Source organism: Myxococcus sp. AB056 (genome assembly GCF_006547365.1).
GTDB lineage: Bacteria > Myxococcota > Myxococcia > Myxococcales > Myxococcaceae > Myxococcus > Myxococcus virescens.
In genome coordinates this window covers 59,291-76,975 of the sequence record NZ_VHLB01000004.1, presented here as the reverse complement: position 1 = coordinate 76,975, position 17,685 = coordinate 59,291, and the positions used below count along the sequence as shown (strand labels likewise).

At 69.6% G+C, this 17,685-nt stretch carries 17 protein-coding genes; 9 read left to right on the top strand and 8 right to left on the bottom strand.

Features of this window, described 5'->3' with window-relative positions:
• Positions 1 to 6 precede the first annotated feature (6 nt).
• The 4 genes from wzx to glp form a co-directional block, all read right to left on the bottom strand.
• On the bottom strand, positions 7 to 1,542 hold the full coding sequence (gene wzx / locus FMP39_RS03165; protein WP_141588541.1) for an exopolysaccharide biosynthesis flippase: 1,536 nt from the start codon (positions 1,540 to 1,542) through the stop codon (positions 7 to 9).
• A 111-nt stretch (positions 1,543 to 1,653) separates the two neighbouring features.
• A complete protein-coding gene (epsZ, locus tag FMP39_RS03160) occupies positions 1,654 to 3,138 on the bottom strand; it encodes an exopolysaccharide biosynthesis polyisoprenyl-phosphate hexose-1-phosphate transferase EpsZ (RefSeq protein ID WP_141588540.1) in 1,485 nt (494 codons plus the stop codon).
• A 327-nt stretch (positions 3,139 to 3,465) separates the two neighbouring features.
• Entirely contained in the window at positions 3,466 to 4,959 is a 1,494-nt protein-coding gene (gene fdhD / locus FMP39_RS03155) for a formate dehydrogenase accessory sulfurtransferase FdhD (RefSeq protein WP_368667056.1), read from the bottom strand.
• Positions 4,854 to 6,104 carry a gephyrin-like molybdotransferase Glp gene (glp, locus tag FMP39_RS03150; protein WP_141588538.1) on the bottom strand — a complete coding sequence of 417 codons (1,251 nt, stop codon included), beginning with the start codon at positions 6,102 to 6,104 and terminating at the stop codon, positions 4,854 to 4,856. The genes fdhD and glp overlap by 106 nt, the downstream gene beginning before the upstream one ends.
• 126 nt (positions 6,105 to 6,230) lie before the next feature.
• Here glp and FMP39_RS03145 point away from each other — a divergent pair, with 126 nt between their 5' ends.
• From FMP39_RS03145 to FMP39_RS03120, 6 genes are all read left to right on the top strand, one after another.
• A complete protein-coding gene (locus FMP39_RS03145; RefSeq protein WP_141588537.1) occupies positions 6,231 to 6,851 on the top strand; it encodes a molybdenum cofactor guanylyltransferase in 621 nt (206 codons plus the stop codon).
• 71 nt (positions 6,852 to 6,922) lie between these two features.
• Positions 6,923 to 7,594 carry a TIGR02269 family lipoprotein gene (locus tag FMP39_RS03140; RefSeq protein ID WP_141588536.1) on the top strand — a complete coding sequence of 224 codons (672 nt, stop codon included), beginning with the start codon at positions 6,923 to 6,925 and terminating at the stop codon, positions 7,592 to 7,594.
• A 6-nt stretch (positions 7,595 to 7,600) separates the two neighbouring features.
• The gene (locus FMP39_RS03135; RefSeq protein ID WP_141588535.1) at positions 7,601 to 8,323 is read left to right on the top strand and encodes a double-CXXCG motif protein; all 723 of its coding nucleotides are present in this window, start codon (positions 7,601 to 7,603) and stop codon (positions 8,321 to 8,323) included.
• Between the two features lie 112 nt (positions 8,324 to 8,435).
• Positions 8,436 to 8,753, top strand: coding sequence for a DUF3817 domain-containing protein (locus FMP39_RS03130; RefSeq protein ID WP_140870138.1), 318 nt, complete (start codon positions 8,436 to 8,438; stop codon positions 8,751 to 8,753).
• Between the two features lie 115 nt (positions 8,754 to 8,868).
• Positions 8,869 to 9,483 (top strand): DUF2378 family protein, encoded by a 615-nt coding sequence (locus FMP39_RS03125; protein ID WP_216612114.1) that lies wholly within the window; start codon positions 8,869 to 8,871, stop codon positions 9,481 to 9,483.
• 270 nt (positions 9,484 to 9,753) lie between these two features.
• Complete coding sequence (locus FMP39_RS03120; protein ID WP_171445032.1) at positions 9,754 to 10,311, top strand: hypothetical protein; 558 nt, start codon at positions 9,754 to 9,756, stop codon at positions 10,309 to 10,311.
• Positions 10,312 to 10,451: 140 nt separating this feature from the next.
• Here FMP39_RS03120 and FMP39_RS03115 read toward each other — a convergent pair whose 3' ends face one another.
• The 4 genes from FMP39_RS03115 to FMP39_RS03100 all read right to left on the bottom strand — a co-directional run bounded on the left by FMP39_RS03115 (position 10,452) and on the right by FMP39_RS03100 (position 15,151).
• Positions 10,452 to 12,245 (bottom strand): glycoside hydrolase family 15 protein, encoded by a 1,794-nt coding sequence (locus FMP39_RS03115; protein WP_141588532.1) that lies wholly within the window; start codon positions 12,243 to 12,245, stop codon positions 10,452 to 10,454.
• 355 nt (positions 12,246 to 12,600) lie between these two features.
• Positions 12,601 to 13,539, bottom strand: coding sequence for a proline dehydrogenase family protein (locus tag FMP39_RS03110; RefSeq protein ID WP_141588531.1), 939 nt, complete (start codon positions 13,537 to 13,539; stop codon positions 12,601 to 12,603).
• Positions 13,540 to 13,554: 15 nt separating this feature from the next.
• The gene (locus tag FMP39_RS03105) at positions 13,555 to 14,436 is read right to left on the bottom strand and encodes an alpha/beta fold hydrolase (RefSeq protein WP_141588530.1); all 882 of its coding nucleotides are present in this window, start codon (positions 14,434 to 14,436) and stop codon (positions 13,555 to 13,557) included.
• Complete coding sequence (locus FMP39_RS03100) at positions 14,429 to 15,151, bottom strand: lysophospholipid acyltransferase family protein (RefSeq protein WP_141588529.1); 723 nt, start codon at positions 15,149 to 15,151, stop codon at positions 14,429 to 14,431. Before FMP39_RS03100 ends, FMP39_RS03105 begins: the two co-directional genes overlap by 8 nt.
• A 125-nt stretch (positions 15,152 to 15,276) precedes the next feature.
• Between FMP39_RS03100 and FMP39_RS03095 the strand changes: the two genes are divergently transcribed.
• The 3 genes from FMP39_RS03095 to FMP39_RS03085 all read left to right on the top strand — a co-directional run bounded on the left by FMP39_RS03095 (position 15,277) and on the right by FMP39_RS03085 (position 17,574).
• Positions 15,277 to 15,834 carry a hemerythrin domain-containing protein gene (locus tag FMP39_RS03095; protein WP_141588528.1) on the top strand — a complete coding sequence of 186 codons (558 nt, stop codon included), beginning with the start codon at positions 15,277 to 15,279 and terminating at the stop codon, positions 15,832 to 15,834.
• Positions 15,835 to 16,032: 198 nt separating this feature from the next.
• Positions 16,033 to 16,569, top strand: coding sequence for a cell wall protein (locus FMP39_RS03090; RefSeq protein ID WP_090491221.1), 537 nt, complete (start codon positions 16,033 to 16,035; stop codon positions 16,567 to 16,569).
• Positions 16,570 to 16,698: 129 nt separating this feature from the next.
• A complete protein-coding gene (locus FMP39_RS03085; RefSeq protein WP_011557312.1) occupies positions 16,699 to 17,574 on the top strand; it encodes a tryptophan 2,3-dioxygenase in 876 nt (291 codons plus the stop codon).
• Positions 17,575 to 17,685 lie beyond the last annotated feature (111 nt).

Genomic DNA, 17,685 nt, shown 5'->3' with positions numbered 1-17,685 from the left:
CTCTCCTCACGGGGTGGGCGCGGCCTCGGGCGCGGGGTTTCCACGGCGGCGGGCGATGCGCACCACCTGGAGCACCTCGCCGGGGCGCACCGCGCCGGTGGCCAGCACCGCGACGATGTACAGCACGGCCTCCACGGTGATGCGCACCCACGGGTTCAGGAAGGCCAGCAGCGTCTGGTCCAGCACGGCGATGGCCGCGCAGATGACGGCCGTCTTGGCCATCATGGACACCAAGCGCGCGTCGAAGGCCGCCTTGCCCATGCGCCCCAGCAGGCTGATGGTGACGCAGATTTCCATGAGCAGCATGGACAGCGCCGTGCCCGCCGCGCCGCCGCCGTTGCCCAGCGCCGAAAGCATCAGCGGAATCAGCAGCAGGTTGAGGAGGGGGATCAGCACCACGCTGCCAATGACGCTGGTGATGGTCACCCACCACTCGCGGTTCGTCATGGTCAGCCACAGGCCGGCGTTCATCGTCACGAAGGCCAGCACGAACAGCGGCGACATCAGCCGCAGCGGCATGGCGGATTCGGAGAACGCGCCGCCCATCAGCCCCACCCACAGCGGGGCGCCCAGGACAATGAGCATCATCATGGGCACGGTGACGGCCAGCGTGCCCTCCAGCGAGCGGCGCGTCAGGTTCGTCAGCTCCGCCTCGGAGCGCTCGGCCGCGCGGGACGCCAGCGGCATCAGCACCCAGCCGAACACCGGGTTGAGGAAGAAGGTGAGGCCCGCGATGTTCCACGCCGCGCCGTACCAGCCCACCTCTTCGTGGCTGGAGACCATGCCCAGAATCATCACGTCCAGGCGCCCGTTGGCCGCCAGCGCCGCGCCGGTGATGAAGAAGGGCAGGCTGGCCTTGAGCACCTTCAGCGTGGCCGGCACGTCCACCTTGAAGGTGAGGCCCATGTGCTCGCGGGCCAGGTACCAGCCCACGCCCAGCTTCACGGCTTCCGACGCCACCAGCGGCACCGCCAGCCACGGCAGCGGGAGGCCCGCCACGGCGACGGCCAGCAGGCCTCCGCCCCACACCAGCTTGGTGACGATGTTGGAGACGGACAGCCCCGCCACCTTGCCCTTGGCGTGCAGCAGCGCGGCCACGGAGGCGTTGATGATGATGAGCGACTGGGCCAGCGCGAAGACGTAGACGAGCTGGCGCACCTCGGGCGGCTCATCGAAGTGGGCCATCACCAGCGCCATGGCGCCCATCAGCGCCGCGGTGAGGCCCAGCCGCAGCAGCAGCGTGCTGCCGAAGAAGTCGCTGGCGTGCTCGGGCCGGCGCGACACCTCCTTGCGGATGTACATCTCCAGGCCCAGGTGGGTGGCGATGAAGAAGACGGCGGAGAAGCTGTCGGCGTAGTTGAAGCGCCCGAAGCTCTCCGGTCCCAGGTGGGCTGGCAGCAGGAAGCGCACGCCCATGGCGATGGCGTACGTGGCCAGCAGCGAGCCACCGAGTTGGAGCCCGTTGCGCACCGCGCCCATCGCCTCATGCGAGCGCTCGCGCTCGCCCGCGTCCTGCGAAATGGAATGGCTGGGACTGTTCACGGTGGGAGCGTGCGGACCCGGCGCCGGCCAGGACTGCCCGGGTGCATAGAAAACGAGCGGGGGCGGCACGTCAATGCCGCCCCCGCAAAGGTTGGGTTGCCTGAAGGCTTGCTAGCTGGCGCCGCGGCCCGTGAGCACCACCGGCACCGTCTGCAGCAGCAGGCGCAGGTCGCTCGTCAGGCTCCAGTGGTCGATGTACTGCATGTCCAGGTACATCCACTCCTCGAAGGAGATCTGGTTCCGTCCTGACACCTGCCAGATGCAGGTGAGTCCAGGACGCACCGACAGGCGGCGGCGCTGCCACGTCTCGTACTTGGCCACCTCGGTGGGCACCGGCGGGCGCGGCCCGACGATGCTCATCTCCCCGCGCAGCACGTTGATGAACTGGGGCAGCTCATCAATCGAGAACTTGCGGATGAAGCGGCCGATGCCGGTGATGCGCGGGTCGTGCTTCATCTTGAAGACGGGGCCCGTCTGCTCGTTGAGCGCGGCCAGCTTCTCCTTCAGCTCCTCGGCGTTCACCACCATGGAGCGGAACTTCAGCATGTAGAAGGGCTTGCCGTTCTGCCCCACGCGCAGCTGCTTGAAGAAGATGGGGCCCTTGGAGGTGAACTTCACCGCCAGCGCCACCATGCCCAGCAGCGGCAGCAGCGCCCATAGCGCCGCAGCGGACACGCAGATGTCGAACAGGCGCTTCATCGCCATCTGGTGCGGCTTGGGGCTCACCGCCGCGAAGTGCAGGAAGCCGTCCGCCACCGCGCGGCGCTCCACCGGGCGGGCGCGGTCCAGGCGGAAGCTGTGCGCGGGCAGCGCGAAGGGCACGCCGAAGCGCTCGGCCAGCTTGATGGCCGCCTGCATGGACTCGCCCTGCTTCAGCGTGTTGCCGGCGATGTACACCTCATCCACCGCGGTGTTGCGGAGGATGTGCTCCAGGTCGTCCACCGAACCCATGACCGGGCCGGGCAGCTCTCCCACGGAGCCGTTGTCGTCGTGGAAGCGCACGTAGCCCAGAATCTGCCGGCGGCCCCGGTTGGCCAGGTCCTCACCGGTGTAGCGGCCCATGGCGCCCGTGCCCACGATGAGCACCGCGTCCATGGGGCGCTCCTGCGAGGCCACCGGGCGGAAGACGAACAGGCGCAGGAGCAGCGTCACCGGCCAGAAGATGAACAGCAGCGGGCCCACCACCGGCGACGTCACCACCGCCGGCATCGCCACGCTGCCCAGCGTCAGCACCGTCACCACCGCCAGCGTCGTCACCGACACCAGCGCCACGTGGTCCAGCTTGCTGCGCTCGGCGAAGCGCGAGTCGTACAGGCACAGCGCGGTGCCCGTCACAATCCACACCACCCACGCCGCGAGCACCAGCCCAGACACCTTCCAACCGGACTCCGCCGACAGCTCGCCGCTCAGCCACGCCGAGCCCACCAGCACCGACGACAGCAGCACGAGGTCCACCGTGAGGTTCAGCTTCGCCGCGAACCCTGGGGCCAGCTTGGGCGGCCCCTGCACCTCTTCAATTGCTTGTCCCTGAGCGTTGGCCGACCCAGGAGCACCGACCACCGCCGCACTTGCCGTTGCGCCGCTCATCGTGTCCACCCCCCTCTGCTCACTTTCGTGCAGTTGAAGCAGAGGTCGCCGTTGAGGCTATAAATGTTCAAGTCGGAAGGAAACCAGTTTTGCCTGATATCGCGGCGAGGTGCAACCCCTGCCGCGTCACTAAGACGTGACCGCAGGTGAAATCTTGCGATCGCCCTACCCAGGTTCGAGTTCACCGAGCGCCGCCAACACATTGTGCTTCACCGCGGCTCCCCGCGTTTCCTTCGTCACGGTTTCTTTGCATTTACGGTGCCGCTCTGACGCGAAGGCACGGCTGATGCCAGTCGCCGGGGGGCGCCCTGGAAGGATGCCTGGGGTTTCAAGAGGTTACACCTGCGACAGGCGTTCGAGCCCGGTGTAGACGTTGAAGCGCTCGTTCCGGGCGAACGCGGCCAGCGTCATGCCCGAACGCAGGGCCAGATCCACTGCGAGGGAGCTGGCGGCGGAGACGCCCGCGACGATGGGAATGCGGGCCATGGCGGCTTTCTGCACGATCTCAAAGCTGACGCGTCCACTGACGGCGAGCACTGCGGGCTGACGCGTCAGCGGGAGGCGGGGGGCCCGGGGGCCCCGCACGGTGCCGGCCAGCACCAGCGTCCCGACCACCTTGTCCACGGCGTTGTGGCGGCCCACGTCCTCATGGGCGGCCAGGAGGTGGCCGTCGGCGTCGAGCACGGCGGCGGCGTGGACGCCTCCGGTGCGGGCGAAGTTGCGCTGCACGTCGCGCAGGCGCTCGGTGGCGCGGGCCACGGCGTCGGGGTGGAGCACCGGGCCGGGCGGCAGGGCCGGGCACACGGCGAGCAGGTCATCCACGCTGCGCCGGCCGCACACGCCGCAGGCGGAGGTGGTGAGGGTGCCCCTGCGGGCGGTGCTCACGCGCTCCACGTCGAGGAAGGCGCCGGGGGCGGGGGTGACTTCGATGACGTTGCCGAAGCCCTCCTCGCCGGGCCGTCCGCAGTGTGCCAGCCCGCCCAGGTCGTCCACGCTCTGGAGGATGCCCTCGGCGAAGAGGAAGCCGGTGGCCAACTCGCGGTCATGTCCTGGCGTGCGCATGGTGGTGGCCACCGAGTCTCCGCTGACGCGAATCTCCAGAGGCTCCTCCACCGCGATGTCGTCCTCCTGGGCCGGGAGCAGCGTGGCGCCGTTCCACCGCTGGACGAAGCGGCGCGTGACGCCGCGCGCATCCACGGGGGGCAGGGGCGCGGGGCGGCTCGGGCGCAGGTGGGCCAGGATGAGGTCCGCCACGGCGCGCACGTCGTCGGGGTGCAGCACGCGCAGGCCGGGTGGGAAGTCCGTGGGGAGTGCGGGCTCGGAGGAGAGCACCGCGAGGACCTCCGGGCGCGAGGGCGCCAGCGGCGGGCCCAGACCCTCCCGCCAGACCTCCAGCTTGGGGAGGGGGCCGTCCTTCCAGCCTTCGACGAGCACCAACTCCACGGCGCCCGCGGAGCGCTCGAGCAGCGATGGAAGCGCGTCCGAGAGGGCGGTGTCCGTCGTGAGCTGGATGCCCGCGGGCGTGGTGAAGCCGGTGAGCACGGCGCCCGCGTCCTGGTAGCGAGCGGTGTCGCTGCCGGGCCGGTGCAGCGGATGGGCGTCGGAGGAGTGCTTCACCACGGCCACGCGCAGGCCTCGCGCGGCGAGCTCGGGAACGAGCCGGGTGAGCAGCGTCGTCTTGCCGGCGCCGGACCAGCCCACCACGCTGAGCGCGGGTACGCGGCTCATGCCAGTGCGCCCACGGAGGTGAAGGAGGGCCGGTCGAAGAGCTCGACGTCGACGAGGTCGTCTTCGGCGAAGTCCGCGCGGCCCGGTGGGAGGAGGGCCCAGCCCTCGCCGTGGACGTTCTGGAGGATCTGCCCGGCGCCCTGGGGGCGGAGCACGGCGCGCGGCGCAAGGCCGTCCCGGGCTTCCAGGGTGGTGGTGATGAGGTAGGTGAGGCCCGCCTGCTTGCGGCGTGCTTCGGAGAGGTGGGCGCGGACGCGGCGGCGCGTCTCCAGCACACCTTGGTGCTTGAGCAGGAGCGGGCGCGCGAACTGGTCGAACGCCACGGTGGCCGCGCCGGGATTGCCGGGCAGCACGACGACGGCGGTGTCACCCAGCCGGGCCACGGCCACGGGCTTGCCGGGCTTGAGCGCGACGCCGTCCACGAAGAAGCGGGCGCCGAGCGCGGCGAGCACGCGTTTCACCAGGTCCTTGTCGCCCACGGAGGCGCCTCCGGTGGTGATGAGGACATCCACCTGCGGGGCCAGTCGCGAGAGTGCATCGCGCAGGGCGCTCTCGTCATCGCGGGCGCGGTCGAGCTGGCGGACATCCGCGCCGGCCTCGCGGGCGAGCGCGGCCACGAGGACGAGGTTGCTCTCGTACACCTGATGGGGCAGGGCCGGCGTGCCAGGAGGGACGAGCTCATCGCCGGTGGCGAGCACGGCGACGCGCGGCGCGGGGCGCACCCAGACGTCCGTGGCGCCCATGGACGCGAGCACGCCGAGCACGGCGGCGCCCACGCGTTGGCCCGCGTCGAAGAGGGGGGGGCCGGTGAGGACTTCCTCTCCGGTGCGGCGGATGTCGTTGCCGGGCGGCACGGTGATGAAGACGTCCACGCAGGCGCCGTCCTCGGCGGCGCGTGCGGCCTCCTGGCGGACGATGGCGTCTGCGCCGGGGGGCAGGGGCGCGCCGGTGAAGACGCGCGCGGCTTCTCCGGGCCGGAGGGGCGTGGAGGGGAGGGTGCCGGCGCAGACCGTGCTGGTGACGCGCAGGCGCGCGGGCCGGTCACGGGAGGCGCTCTGGGTCTCCTCGGCGTGCACGGCCCAGCCGTCCATGGCGGAGTTGTCACAGCCGGGCAGCGAGCGGGAAGCCGTGACGGGGGTGGCGAGGAACCGGCCCTGGGCATCGAGGAGCGGCACGCGCTCAGGTACCGCCGGGGCGATGGCGTCGAGCGCGGCTTGCCGGGCGGAGTCGAGGGGCGTGAGGGGCATGGAAGCGCCGCAGCCTATGTCGTGGAGCGCCCGCTGTGTCCACGGGGGCAAGGGCCACTTCGTCTGGGGGCGTGCGTGGGCGGACAGATAAAGTGGCCGCGGCAGGCGCGCGAACGGGGCACGAGCATGGAGCGGATCCGCACGGAGTTCCCGGAGGTGACGCTGGCCATCCTCGCGGGAGGGCAGGGCCGGCGCCTGTCTGGCGTGCCCAAGGGGCTGTTGGAAGTGGAGGGGCGCACGGTGCTGGAGCGGCTCCTGGCGCTGGCCCCGTGCTTCGAGGACGTCTTGCTGGTGGCGAACGTGCCCGGGCCCTACGCGCGCTTCGGGTTGCGCACGGTGGCGGACGTGGTGCCAGGCAAGGGAGCGCCTGGCGGTGTCCACGCGGCGCTGGTGGCCGCGCGCACGCCCTGGGTGGTGGCGGTGGCGTGCGACATGCCGTTCATCACGACGGAGGTCCTGCGGGTCTTGCTGGGCGCGCGGGATGACGGCGTGGACGCGGTGTGCTTCGAGGCGCGGGGCAGGCTGGAGCCGTTGCTCGCGGCGTACCGGTCGGCGCTGGCACCAGCGTGGGGGACGACACTGGCGACGGATCCGTCGATGCGGGAGCTGTTGTCCGGAGTGCGCACGCGGCTGTTGGCCGAGGCCGTGCTGCGCGCGGTGGATCCGTCACTCCGGTCCCTGGCGAACGTGAACACCCCAGAGGACCTGGCGCGCTACGGTGTGGCGCTGCCGTCGTGGCGGGGGTGAAGGGAGCGTGTCTCCCCGAGGATGGCGCTCAAGAAAGGGATTGGGAGCGCCCAGAACTATACTGACAGGCTGTGCGACCCTTCCTGTGCGTATGGCTTCTGGTGCTTGCCTTGTTCTGGGGCGGTTGCGCCTCCGCCTCGAATGCACCGCTCCAAAGTGGAGGGGCTGACGCGGAGAAGGAGTGTCGCTCGCCCGATGAAGACAGGTGCGTCGCACTCCTGTGCCAGGGGGACGCATGTGGCTTCTACCTCTGTGAGGACATGCCCGGTGCGGTGTCGCTGGCGCGCTTTCCTCCTGCGCGTCCGCCTGCTGCGGCCGCCACGCCCGGCAGAGGGCCTCGGAGGCATTGGGGAGGTGGGCACCATCTTCCTCGTGGGGCCGTCATGGTCTTCCCCAACTGGAATGGCGCGCCCGAGCGGATCATCCCTCCGTCACGCCAGCTCACGCCCGGGCGCTGGGAAAAGCATCACATCTTTCCCCAGGCAGAAGACCTCTCGATGTGGTTCGGAATCCGAGGCGTCAAGATCCACGACTACACCATGCCGATTCCGCGTGACGTCCATCGGCGTATTCACGGTGGAGACGGACGCGGTGGCGCGTGGAACCAGGCCTGGCGCGACTTCAAGGCGGCAAAGCCGGGCGCCAGTCCCACGGACATCTACAGGTTCGCGGGGGAACTCATACATCGCTTCCAACTCATGGGCGGTCCGATTCAGCCCTACTATTCGCGCCCGGGAGTGTGAGGACGGATGAGCCGTTTCTTCTGGATGCACGAGGACAAGGCCGCGGCGGCAAAGTACGGAGGGGAGATCAACGCCTGGCACAAGCTGTCGCTCCCCGGCGTGAGCTGCGGCACTTGCGGCGAGACATGGGCCCATACGGGACACGAGTATCCGTGCGTCGACCTGGCTCAACTACCGGAGCGCCACGAGTTCGCGCGTCCCAGGCCCGAGCCCTTCCCTGAATTCGCGCGTCTCCGTGAGTTGGTCCGGCCTCTGGTTCCTCCAGGTGCCGAATTGCCGCCCGGTACGGGCTTCGGTCCCTTGGTCGGGCGTGCCACGGGCGTATTCGGTCCCATTGCCTGGGTATGGGGGCAGAAGCTGCTCGTGCAGCGCGACGCCCTGTCGCGGTTGCATTCGGAGGGCGTACAAGGACTCCTGGCCTGCCCGACGCAGCTTCGTTTCCGGCAGAAAGACCCGCCAGAATTGCTGGAGCTACAGATTGAGCCCCACGGCAGGCTGCATCCGGACTGCATCCCGCCTGATGAGCCGCCACCGTGCGTGACCTGTGGCCGCTTCGGCCTGACGCGGCCGGATGCGCCCATTCTCGACGCGGCCTCCCTCCCCACGGGCCTGGACCTGTTCCGGGTCGGGAACTTCTCCACGATGATTGTCGGCACGGAGCGCTTCATGGAGGCCGTGCGCCGGCTGGACCTGGATGGCATCACCTTCCAAGCGCTGCCCGCGCACTGACGGCCGGCGCGCCAGGACTCGAGCCTGAGCAAGCAACCAGGCAGCACCCCTGCGTCACCATGACTCATGGACCACCGCGGCCGGGAGTGGGAAACAGGCGGGGGAGAACCTCATGCTGAAGACCCCTCTTGGACGTTTCCGTGCAGTGGCCCTCGCGGAGGGCCTGTCCGTCATCGCGCTCTTCTTCATCGCCATGCCCTTGAAGTACGCCGCGGGCATGCCGCAGGCCGTGAAGTTCACCGGCTGGGTCCACGGCCTGCTCTTCGTGCTCTACCTCTTCGCGCTCATGGAGGCGGCCATCACCTACCGCTGGTCCTTCGTGCGCGTGGTGGGCGGCGTCTTCGCCTCGCTGCTTCCCTTCGGCACCTTCGTCTTCGAAGCGCGCCTGCGCCGTGAAGCGGCCGAGCCGGCCGTCGAGCCCGCACCCTGAGCCACGTCGCGCACCGGACGTGACAGGTGGGACGCTCCGCACCGAGGCTGCCCGGAGTTCGCGCGGGCGGCCAAGCTGTGCCAGCATCCCGCGCGTTCTCCGACGGGAGGTCAGCATGGAGCGCGGCAAGTGGGACACGCCAGAGGATGTGGAGCGCGAGCTGAGCTCGCGGCTCGCGCTCGTGGAGGCGTCCGAGGGCATTCGCGGCATGCACTTCGCGGCCGTCCTCGACACCGTGCGTTTCCTCGGCGGTGAGCAGGCGGTGGCTCCCATCCAGCAGGGCGGTGACTACCCCGCCGACCTGGACACCACCGAGCTCTACCCCGTCCCGCCCTTCATGCGCGTGTTCTTCTCCGCGGCCCGGCTGCTGGCACCGCAGCTCGGCGGCGTCGAGGAGGCCATGCGGCAGCTCGGCGTCCAGGGCACGCTGGCCTTCATCAACTCCATGTTCGGCGCCGAGGTCCGGCAGCAGGTGGGCGGCGAGCCCAAGCGCCTCGTGGAGATGCTCCCCGAGGCCTACCGCATGGCCATCAACTTCGGAGAGCTGCAGGTGGCGTGGACGGGCCCGCGCTCAGGCCGCATCCACATGCGCCGCATCTTCACCCCCGTGGCCTACAACGAGGGCATGCTCGAAGGCGCGCTGCTGGCCGTGGGCGCCCAGGACATCCAGGTGCGCGGCGGACAGACGTCCCTGCTGGACAGCGAGTACACGCTGTCCTGGGACTCGTGACCTGCTGCGTGTCGCGGATGCGGTAGGCCGCAGTGCGTGCCGCGGTTTCTCGCCTCGCGAGAATGGGCCACCGCCAGTGGTGCTGGCCCGTACACATCTGCTGGATGAATCGTGGTGGGCTCTCTGTCACGCGGCTGATCCACGCATGACATCGACGCGACTGTTCACAACCATGACGAAATAAATGATGTTCCTCCGCGCCCATTGGTTAGAAGTGGGCGCCGAGCGCCCGGACATGTGCGCCGGGCCTACGCAACGGAGGGACGTCTCATGAAGGCAAACAACTGGAAGAACCTGGCCGCAGTGGCGGGCGTCATGGTGTCGGTGAGCGCTGGCGCTCAGGAGTCGTCGGGGAGCTTCGGTTCGGAGGGGCAGTTCGTCATCAGCACGGATGCCTCCGCGAGCCTGGGTTACTCCACGCAGGGCAGCGGCGTCGGCTACATCTTCCTGGAGCCCGGCGCGGACTACTTCCTCAAGAAGAACCTGTCCGTCGGTAGCGGCCTCCAGGTCCGCGCGCTCTTCGGCAGCGGTGACACGATTGCCGCCTTCGGCCTGAACGCGCGCGTCGGCTACAACATCCCGCTCTCCGACCGCATCTCCGTGTGGCCCAAGGGCCAGGTGTCGCTGTACATCGGCGACGACATCCTGCCCTTCGCCAACTCGGCGCTCCCCGCCGACGTCACCGTCATCCTGGAAGGCTACGCGCCCTTCCTCTTCCACGTGACGCCGCACTTCTTCGTGGGCGGTGGCCCGCGCCTGGCCTTCGGCCTGGGCAATGACGTGGAGGTGAACTTCAGCGTCGCCTCCACCATCGGCGGCTACTTCTAGTCTCCGCTCCGCCGCGTCCCTCGAGGACGTGGACGTGCGTGTGGTGCATCAGGGGCCTCGGACGAGGTGGGACGCTGCTCCCACAGCGTGCCGGGGCCTGCTTCACTTCCAGCCAAGGGCCCGGGCCGCCGCCGCCGCCGTCAGTGGCTCCGCTGCTGAACGGGGCCGCCCTCGCGCGACAGGTTCAGCGCGGTGCCCACCAGCGCGAGGTGGCTGAAGGCCTGCGGGAAGTTGCCCACCATCTTGTGGGCCACCGGGTCGTATTCCTCGGACAGCAGGCCCACGTCGTTGCACAGGCCCAGCAGGCGCTCGAACAGCGCGCGCGCCTCGTCCTCGCGGCCCATCAGCGCCAGCGCGTCCGCCAGCCAGAAGCTGCACGCCAGGAAGACGCCTTCGCCCGGAGGGAGGCCGTCCCGCGTCTCGTGCGTGTGGTAGCGGCGCACCAGGCCGTCGTGGCACAGCTCGCGGCGGATGGCCTCCACGGTGCCGCGCACGCGGACGTCGTCGGGTGGGAGGAATCCCACCATGGGAATCAACAGCAGGCTGGCGTCCAGGGCCTGGCTGCCAAAGGCCTGGGTGAAGGTGTTGCGGCGCGCGTCGTAGCCTCGCGCGCAGATGTCCGCGTGCATCTGCGCTCGCAGCGCCTTCCAGTGCTCCACCTGCGCGCCGCGCATGCCGCGCAGGTCCGCCGTCTTCACCATCCGGTCCATGGCCACCCAGGCCATGACCTTGGAGTGGGTGAACTGCTGTCGCCCGCCGCGCACCTCCCAGATGCCCTCGTCGGGCTGGTCCCAGTGGCGCTCCACGAAGCGCAGCAGGTGCACGCTCACGTCCCAGGCCTCGGCGTCCGAGCAGACGCCGTGACGGAGCGCGTGGTAGAGGCAGTCGGCAATCTCGCCGAAGACGTCCAACTGGAACTGGCCCACGGCGGCGTTGCCGATGCGCACCGGGCGCGAGCTCGCGAAGCCCGGCAGCCACGGCAGCTCCAGCTCGGTGACGCGGCGCTCTCCGGCCACGCCGTAGAGGATTTGGAGCTCGTCGGGCTCGCCAGCCACCGCGCGCAGCAGCCAGTCCCGCCAGGCCTGGGCTTCCTGGGTGTAGCCGGCGTCCAGCAGGGTCAGCAGCGTCAGCGTGGCATCCCGCAGCCAGCAGTAGCGGTAGTCCCAGTTGCGCACGCCGCCCATCCGCTCCGGCAGGGACGTGGTGGGCGCGGCGACCACGCCGCCGGTGGGGGAGTAGGTGAGCGCCTTGAGGGTGATGAGCGAGCGCAGCACCTGCGCGCGCCAGGGGCTCTCATGGATGCAGCGGCGCGCCCAGGCGCGCCACCACCGCTCCGTGTCCGCGCGCGTGAGGAAGGGGTCCGGCGGCTGCCGGGGCGGAGGCAGGTGCGAAGGATGCCAGGACAGGACGAAGGCCAGGCGCTGCCCTTCCGGCACGGCGAAGTCCGCGAGCACATGGCTGTGCTCCAGACGCAGCGGCAGCTCCGTGGACAGGTAGAGCGCGTCCGGGCCGGCCTTGGTGCTGACGCCGCCCGGAATCAGGCGGGCCCAGGGCGTGCGGTCGCCGTAGCCGAAGCAGGGGGCGAACTCCAGGTGGAGCGGCACCTGTCCGGTGCGGGCCTCCACGATGCGAATCAACTGCGGCGTGTCCTCGCGCAGCGGCATGAAGTCGCACAGGCGCACGGTGCCGGCGTCGGTGTGGAACTCCGTCTCCAGTACCAGCGTGTCGCGCACGTAGCGGCGGTGGACGCGCCGCACGGGCACGGTGGGGGCGATGCGCCAGAAGCCATGCCGCGGCTCACCCAGCAGCGCCGCGAAGCACGCGTCCGAGTCGAAGCGCGGCCAGCACAGCCAGTCGACGGCGCCGTCATTCGCCACCAGCGCGGCGCTGTGCGTGTCTCCAATGAGGGCATGGGCTTCGATGGGCAGCGCCATGCGGGAAAGCTAGGGACGCCTCCCGCGGCGTGTCCCTCCAGGAGCACCCGGAGCGGCGGGCCGTCCACGGGCCCCGCGGATGGCGGAGGAGGGGGCAGCCGCCCGCTCGCGACGCATCGACGCCATGCGACAAGACATGGGGCATGAACAGGGAATGCCGCGGCGCGCGAACCACTCCCGGTATGGGGTTGCCCGGACATGACTGTCCATGCGGGCCGGCCATTCTCGATTGGCGTTGGTCCTCCGCGCGGGGTTCCCGAGGGGGGCGCGGTCTGGTGTTTCATCCGCATGTTTCACCCGCATGCGGGCCTCGCGGCGGCCCCGCGCGCCAGGCGGGGGGGGCGCGTACTGCTTCCTACCCACGTACCAGGTTGCGCAGCAGGAAGGCCAGATTGGCGGGGCGCTCGGCCAGCCGGCGCATGAAGTACGGGTACCAGTGCCGTCCGTATGGCACGTAGATGCGTACCGGGTGACCCTCCCTCACGAGTCGCTCCTGCAAGTCCCTGCGGATGCCGTACAGCATCTGGAACTCGAAGGCGCCGCGCGGCAGTCCGCGCTTCGCCGCGTGGTCCAGTGTCGCTTCAATCATCCGTTCATCGTGCGTGGCGATGCCGTGATACATGCCGCTGTCCAGCAGCACCCGCATGGTGCGGACGAAGCTGGCATCCACGTCCCGCTTGTCTGGGAAGGCCACGTCGGGCTTCTCCAGATAGGCACCCTTGCAGAGACGGATGCGGATGCGCTGTGCGCACAGTGCCTTCGCGTCCTGCTCCGTGCGCCGCAAGGCGCTTTGCAACACGGCGCCGACATGGGGCTCGCCGAACTCCGCGCGCAGCTGTCGCACGATGTCCAGCGTCACCTGCGTCACCGAGCTGTCCTCCATGTCGATGCGCACGAAGGAGTCGCGGGCCGCGGCCTCGGCCACCACCGTGCGCGCGTTCTCCAGGGCCAGGGCTTCATCGAACAGCAGCCCGCACTGGGTGAGCTTCAGCGACACGTTGGCCCGCACGCCCACCGCGTCGATGCGGGCCAGCAGCCGCTGGTACTGGCGCACCTCCTCCCGCGTCTCCTCGGGCGTCTGGACGGCCTCGTTGAGGTGGTCGAACGACGCCATGAGCCCGCGCGCGGACAGCGCCTTCACGGCGTCCACGGCCTCTTCCAGCGTCTCTCCGGCGATGAAGCGCGAGGCCAGCCGCCGGAAGGGGCGCAGGCGCATGGCGGCGGTCTCCAGTCCAGGGCGGCGGGCCAGGAACAGCAGGGCGGAGCGGGGCAGGTGGGTGGCGTCGGTGGTCATGGTGTGGGTGGCGGCTCAGTCCAGGTGCTGCCGGAGGAAGTCCCCGGCCAGCGTGTTGAAGGCATCGGGGTGGCTCATGTAGGGCAGGTGGCTGGCGCCCCGGATGAGCGCCACCCGGGCTCCGGGAATGTGCTGGGCCACGTCGCGGGCGGCGCGGGGCGGCACCAGCAAGTCCTGGCCGCCCTGGATGACGAGCGTGGGCACCTGGAGCTCATGGAGCCGGGGCATCAGGTCCGTGGCCAGGATGTCCCGCAGCCGGCGCAGCAGCTCCACCGGGGACATGCGCCGGGCCTCGCGCACGATTTCGGCCCGGCCCTCCAGCGGCAACCGCTGGCCTCCCAGCACCCGGGCCACGGTGGGCGCCAGCAGGTACGCCAGGGGCCGGGGCGCGCGCACCAGGGTGGACAGCGTCAGGGCCAGCCGGCGGATGCGGTGCACGCTGGCCACCGGTGACACCAGCACCAGCGCCTTCACCCGCTCCGGGTGGGCCAGGGCATAGGCCATGGCCAGCAGGCTGCCGTAGGACGACCCCAGCAGGGCGAAGCGCCCCGGCAGCAGGGCCTCCGCGTGGTCCAGCACCGCCAGGTTCCACAAGAGCGGGGTGTGGGTGGCGGGGGTGCGCAGGGGCGGCGTCCAGAGCAGCAGCCTCAGCGCGTCCGTCAGTGGCTCCATGGGCGCGAAGGAACGGCCACTGGCCCCCAGCCCCGGAAGACACACCACGGTGCGTGATTCGTCCGTGTTGCCCGCTGGAAAGGTGAACAGGCGTACCGGTGTGCCTCGCACGGGACGTCGTTCACAAGGCAGGTGGGCATAGCCCTGCTGGATGTCGTCCACATCCGGGACGAGCGGCGGGCCGTGGGGATGTCTCCCCGGGCGGGATGACAGGGCTTCACGCATGGGAATGCCTCATCAGGAGCCGCCGCACGCTGGCGGCCACGGCGTCCCGGAAGGCCTGGAGGCGGGATTCACTGGCATCCGGAGGCGGCGGGGCGTGAGGCGTCCCCAGGTGGAAGGTAAGCCGCACGGGCCAGGGGAGGGGCCCCATGCCCATCACCAACGGCATCCGGTATTTGTCATCGTTCGTCAGGCGCACGCGCAGGCGGTCCTCGCCCGGGGGCCACCGGAAGGTGTCATCCACCCCCTGGCCGGCGAAGGGCACCACCGGCACGCCGGCGCGGGCCGCCAGCCGCGCGAAGCCCAGCGACTGCTCCCAGCGCAGCCGGTAGCGCCCGTGGCTGTGCTTGAAGGTCTCCCACGCGCCCCCCGGATAGCAGACGACCAGTGAGCCCGCCCGAAGCGCCGTCATGGCGTTCTCCCGCGTCCCCTCCACGCCGCCCAGCCATGGCAACACCGTGCGGATCAACGGGATGCGGAAGAACCCCCGTTCCGTCAGGCCCAATGGATAGCGGCCGGTGCCCTGGTGGATCAGATGAAAGAAGGCAGGTGTCTCGTAACCCCAGACGCCGTGGTTCCCCACCAGCAGCACCGGGCCTTTCAATGGCAGGTGCTCGCAGCCCAGCAGCTGCGCCCGGTGGTACAGGGCCGACAGCGCCGCGCCCTGCTCGGCGAGGCGGAATACGGCCCGGCGCAGGCTGGCGAGCGGGGCATCCATGCTGGAAAAACATGGGGATGCGTGGCGTCCCCTGCCGACGGCGCCCTCCTCCTGGCCGCCGGGCAGCCGGGCGCCCCTGAGCCGGCGGGGGGGCCGGTCAGTGGGGGTTCGTAGGAGTTTGAGTAATGTCAGCTCGCAGGCATGCTCAGGTTGTCTGCTTCCAGGTGCATGCCGAACGTTCAGGCATGGGCAGCCCGTTCGACATCCTCATCGACCAGCATCGGGAACTGGAAGAGCGTCTCGAGCGTCTGGCATCGGGTGTGGAACCCGATGAGCTGAGGGGATTGACGGCGGAGCTGCTGGCATTGCTGAGGCTTCACTCACGACTGGAGGAGCGTTGCCTCTACCCGGTGATGGCTGGGGTGGAGGGCCGCGAGTCTTGTCGTGAGCAGACGGAAGACCATCTCACGATGCGTGAGCTGATGGCTGAGCTGGAAGAGCTGCCCTCGGGCCATTCCGAGTGGCAGGCGCGTCTGTTGACGCTGGAAGACCTGGCGGTGGCTCATTTCCAAGAAGAGGAGAATGCACGACTGCCGCAGCTCATGACTGCCCTGGATTCCCTGTCGTTGGACGACCTGCGTCGTGATTTATCGGCCACTTGGGACGAGCTGCTGTCACGCCCCCAGGTGTCCCAGGCGGCGGGGGAGGCCCCCCTGCTGGAGTCCCTGTACTGGGACGGCTAGGCCACGGCTGCCGCCGGGAAACAGGTGAGACCTGCGACAACGGGGCGAATGGTCCGTTGCTCAGTCACAACTTTTATCTCTTCCTTTAGACAAAACCTTTTTTGGAAGGTAAGGGTATGGGCAGCATCACAAGCATCGAGCATCAGCCCCCCCTAGTACTGCATTACTCTTGTCGTTCCCCAGGTGAGGATTCAACGAATGTCCGTGGATAAAGCGTTTCGCGACATGATCCGCAATGAAATCGAGGTCCAGCTCAAGCCGCTGCGTGACGTGGTCGCGCGGCTGGAGGAGGGCACGGCGGACTTGGACGCGCTCCGCAACGTGGCCGAGCGCCTGGCCCCGCTGGCCGAGGTCGTCGGGCCCCTGTTCGGCGCCCAGATTCCCGCGGCCGCCAAGGCCGGCCGTCGTGGCCCGGGTCGCCCTCCCGCGGCGCGCAGCTCCGTGACGGCGGCTCCCGCGGCCGTGGGTGGCAAGCGTCGTGGCCGCAAGCCGGCGGCGGCGGGTGCTGACGGCTCGCGCGCGTGCGCCATCATCGGCTGCGGCAAGCCCAGCCGCACCAAGGGCTACTGCGCGGCCCACTACCAGAAGCTCCGCATGCTGGAGAAGACCAACCGCCGCCCGAGCGACTGGAAGGACTACGCCGACCCGGACAGCGTGGACGACATCAAGCTGCCGCGTGGACGCGCCGCGTCCAAGGCGTTGGCGGCTGCCGCTCAGGCTGGGCACGCAGGCTAGCCAGCGGCACGCTGCCCCGGCCCGGGCAGAGAGTGACCGCGCCCCCGTCGTCCCGCTCTGTTGTCGAGAGAGGAATCGGGGTCCGCCCATGCGGGAGAGACTTGCCCGTGGGGGCTTGCACGAGCATGAATGCCCGGGCCCATGAACAAACGCGATTTGGAGCCTGGAATCATCACCGACCTGGCCGGAAGGACCACGTACGGTGATTATCTGCAGCTCGACCGGCTCTTGTCGGCGCAGGTGACGCGCTCTCAGCCGCCTCACCACGACGAGCTGTTGTTCATCATCCAGCATCAGACGAGCGAGCTGTGGATGAAGCTGCTCATCCACGAGCTGGGCGCCTGCATCCGTTACGTGCAGGCGGACCGGCTGGAGCCGTCGTTCAAGATTTTCGCGCGCGTGGCGCACATCCAACGGATGCTCTTCGAACAGTGGAGCGTGTTGGAGACGCTCACGCCGAACGAGTACCTGGAGTTCCGCGACACGCTGGGTAGCTCCTCTGGCTTCCAGAGCTTCCAGTACCGTGCGGTGGAGTTCCTGCTGGGCAACAAGGACGCGCAGGCGTTGATGCCCTTCCGCCACGTCCCCGCCATCCACGGCGAGTTGGAGCGGCTGTTCGAATCCCCCAGCCTGTATGACGAGTTCCTGCGCCACCTGTCGCGCATGGGGCATCCGGTGCCGCAGAGCCACGTGCAGCGTGACTGGCGCAAGCCCTACGAGAAGAGCCCGGAGGTGGTGGAGGTGTTCCGGCGCATCTACCAGGACGCCGAGGCGCACTGGGATGCGTATGAGATGTGCGAGAAGCTGGTGGACACCGAGGAGCGTTTCCAGCTCTGGCGCTACCGCCACATGATGACGGTGATGCGCATCATCGGCTTCAAGCAGGGCACGGGTGGCTCCTCGGGCGTGGGCTTCCTGCGCAAGGCGTTGGACCTGCGCTTCTTCCCGGAGCTGTGGGACGTGCGCACGGAGCTGACGCCGCCTCCTCCGCGCCACCGGCCCTGAACGTTCGCTCGGCTGAAGACAGTCCAGCGCCTCCCGGGGCCGTCCATTCCGGTACGGCTCCGCGGAGGGAATGACGACTGTCTGGCATGCCAGGGTGGCCGGCCACGGATT